At 47.5% G+C, this 3310-nt stretch carries 3 protein-coding genes; 1 reads left to right on the top strand and 2 read right to left on the bottom strand.

Going from position 1 to position 3310, the window contains the following annotated elements; translation table 11 throughout:
- Positions 1-229 precede the first annotated feature (229 nt).
- Complete coding sequence (locus tag QUB37_RS29335; protein ID WP_333168719.1) at positions 230-598, top strand: Lin0512 family protein; 369 nt, start codon at positions 230-232, stop codon at positions 596-598.
- 453 nt (positions 599-1051) lie between these two features.
- Here the strand turns inward: QUB37_RS29335 and QUB37_RS29340 are convergent, their stop codons facing one another.
- Positions 1052-1759 carry a DUF4142 domain-containing protein gene (locus tag QUB37_RS29340; protein ID WP_333168721.1) on the bottom strand — a complete coding sequence of 236 codons (708 nt, stop codon included), beginning with the start codon at positions 1757-1759 and terminating at the stop codon, positions 1052-1054.
- Between the two features lie 71 nt (positions 1760-1830).
- Entirely contained in the window at positions 1831-2736 is a 906-nt protein-coding gene (locus tag QUB37_RS29345; protein WP_333168723.1) for a hypothetical protein, read from the bottom strand.
- Positions 2737-3310: the final 574 nt, after the last annotated feature.

The following is a 3310-nucleotide window of genomic DNA, read 5'->3' on the forward strand; positions in this document are numbered from 1 at the left end:
TGATTTTAAATCACCCTAACCTTCCTTCAGTCTTGTCTTATGGTACTCTGGCTGCTTAAAAACTGTCCGGAGTATTGTTATTAAATGAGATGATTATTGTGTTATTTGATGGAGCGATAAAATAATATAAAATTCGGTCATTTGGGTTGATAATTGTTTTGGGAAAAAGTGCGATCCTCTTCGAGGGCTTCGCTAACGACTACAAACAAAAATCAACCAAGGGGCAACTATGGCACGTAAATGTTTCATCATTGAAATGGGGATGGGTATAGATCAGCACGGGCAGGAACCGACTGTAGCCTGTGCAAGGGCTGTACGAAATGCGATCGCCCACAATGCTTTGCTGGGCGTTTGGGAAGTGGCGGGTTTGACTGACCCGAATCAGATGATTGTTGAGGTTAAGGTGGCTGTTCCTTACCCGGAACAAGTGCGGGAACAGGAGGTGTTGGCGGTGCTGCCTTTTGGGAGCAAAACTCTGATTGTGGAGCAAGGAGGCATGATTGTGCCAGGAAGGGCGATCGCCTCTCTGAATGATAAAAATGATGAAATGCTAATCGCTGTGGCGGCTGTGAGTGTTTTTGTGGACACTGAGGACTAATTAATTTTGTGTTGTTTGAATAAATCGCCCGATCGCACTTGCTTGTTTCCGCGATCGGGCGATCGAACGCCTGTCTGTTAAAAAATGATTAATTTAGAGTAAATTGTAGGGTGCCCCAGAGATATGGCATGAAATATCGTAGAAAATCTGAGGCTCTGAGGCACGCTATAACTTAGTCTGTTCAACAGTGAGGTTTATTTGCCTACCTACTTAATTTTGAAGTTTTAAGGAATAATTTTTAATTGTTCAGGCGACCGGGTATGTAAGCAAGCCAGCAAAACCCTACGATTAAGAACAGCCACGTCGCTGTAATATTGCTGCCCAACAAGTTGCGGAAAAAATCTTCCATTTTTCTCAAAAATTATAGCGTTTAAAAGAATTTATTGCTGTTCCCTCTCGGAGCACAAGAGGTAAAGTCCGATCGCGTTTTAGGCGATCGGACTCTACTTCATATTATGGCTGGTTGGTATCTGCCAACATTTGGTTAACCATTTGCAAGTGCGCCTGAAGGTTCGGCAACTTCTGGGTGGCCCAAGCCTTCAACTCTGGATCTTGTCCCTGTTGAGATTGAGCCTGAAACAGAGCAATAGCCTGATTGTGGCTCTCGATCATAGCCTGCTTGTAAGCAGTGTCAAAACTTCTACCGGAGAGTCCCGAAAGTCGCTCCATCAAAGCTGTGTTCTGGGTACTCATCTCGGTTGGCAATTCAACCTGCTTTTGCATTACTAACTGCATCAGTTCTTGATTTGCCCTAGTGTGTTCCTCAACCATTTCTTGCCCGTATTGTTTCACACCAGCACTAGAACCGCGCTGCACTGCCAATCTGCCGAGTTCCACTTCCAGCATACCAATTTGACCTGCTTGCATGACAAAGTTTCTGTCTTGGCTGCTGAGAGAATTAGGCGAAGTTTCGCCACCTGTTGGAGTGTTGGGAGAACGGCTGGGAGTGTTGTTGGGGGGGAGGTTTGGAGAGGTAGGAAGAGTCTCATCGTCGGCTAGGTTATCAGCAAGCTCAAAAACCCGATCGCCCGACTGGTTTAAGCCGTGAGTGTGGCGGTTTAATTCTGCAAATCCCGGCACAGCTATCAAGGAACTAACGCCGGCAATTCCGGCAACTGTTACCAATTTGTGGAACAAACTTTTGCGATTGAGTGAAGTCATGAATTTCTAAGCCTCTAAGTTGTTTTCAAAAGTATGTGAAGCAAAGCTACCCCGTAGGGAATCGCCCGAAACTACCGATGGGAGGGTGTACTACCTTTCCTAAACAAGTTGATCAAACCAAACGCGCCCAAGGCACCCAGCCAGCCGAAATTGTTGGGGCTATCGCGCCGAGCACTCAAAACTCCAGAATTAGTATCAGCCGGCGTCGATGTCGTACCGTCTGTCGTACCCGTTGTACCGTCTGTCGTACCCGTTGTACCGTCTGTCGTACCCGTTGTACCCGTTGTACCCGTGCCTGTTGTACCCGTTGTACCCGTGCCTGTCGTACCAATACCCGTGCCTGTTGTACCAATACCGGTTGTACCCGTGCCGGTTGTACCCGTTGTACCAGTACCGGTTGTACCCGTACCCGTCGTATCGGTTGTACCAGTGCCGGTTGTATCGGTTGTACCCGTACCCGTTGTACCGGTGCCGTCTGTCGTACCGGTTGTACCCGTGCCGGTTGTACCAGTGCCGGTTGTACCAGTGCCGGTTGTATCGGTTGTGCCAGTGCCGGCTGTACCCGTACCCGTTGTACCTGTGCCGGTTGTACCCGTGCCGGTTGTACCCGTGCCGGTTGTATCGGTTGTACCAGTGCCTGTTGTACCCGTGCCGGTTGTATCGGTTGTACCAGTGCCTGTTGTACCCGTGCCGGTTGTATCGGTTGTACCCGTGCCTGTTGTACCAGTGCCGGTTGTATCGGTTGTACCCGTGCCTGTTGTACCGGTTGTGCCGGTTGTACCCGTGCCTGTTGTACCAGTGCCGGTGCCAGTCGTGCCGTCTGTCGTACCAGTAGTGCCGGTGCCTGTACCAGTTGTGCCTGCACCGCTTCCAGCACCGCCTGACTGGGCAGAAGCAGGCACTGCTAAGGAAACCGTTGATAAACCTAAAGTACAAGCGCTTGCTAAAACAACTTTCAACAATTTAGAAGATTTCATGGTAATGCTTGCTTTTGCATAGAGTGCTGCGATCGGTTGTGATGCCAAAACCGGAGGGTCAAATTGACAGCGTAACGTGCAATTTTTCTAACCTTTGCTGCGGGATAATGAAGGCAAGAGAGCAAATTTAGTCCCGTTCCCTTGATGATTTTTCCCTGATTAATTACACCGCCGCGTTAACAGTTTATAAGCTATTACTTATGCTTAAAGTTCGCCATTCATCTTTAGGAATATTTGAAAAAATAGCTTTTTATTTCAGGTGGTGGATGAAATTTGATTGAGCGGCCGACTAGCTCAATCAAAATTTGTGTACGCGGGATAGAAACCGGGCTGATATGAAAAATTTTGGGTTGAGTAACGAGACATCTACGAATCAACCGGGTTTCTCAGACACGCGGCCGCTTCTTCCTATAAATTTTCCCTGGCAGCAGGTGCTTTAAGCCAGAAATTCTTGATTTTCTCACCGTCAGTTTTGCCTTAGCACTCCGCCAGATGAGTTATAGTCATTTCAAATAAATGTGAGACAGAGGCAAGATCATGATAAAATCGATAAAAATAGTTAATTAAAAAAAAA

It is taken from the genome of Microcoleus sp. AT3-A2 (assembly GCF_036705685.1).
In the GTDB taxonomy this organism is placed as follows: domain Bacteria; phylum Cyanobacteriota; class Cyanobacteriia; order Cyanobacteriales; family Microcoleaceae; genus Microcoleus.

Coding starts and splice junctions, on each gene's coding strand:
- QUB37_RS29335 (WP_333168719.1), top strand. CDS start 230: ATGGCACGTAAATGTTTCATCATTGAAATGGGGATGGGTATAGATCAG.
- QUB37_RS29340 (WP_333168721.1), bottom strand. CDS start 1,759: ATGACTTCACTCAATCGCAAAAGTTTGTTCCACAAATTGGTAACAGTT.
- QUB37_RS29345 (WP_333168723.1), bottom strand. CDS start 2,736: ATGAAATCTTCTAAATTGTTGAAAGTTGTTTTAGCAAGCGCTTGTACT.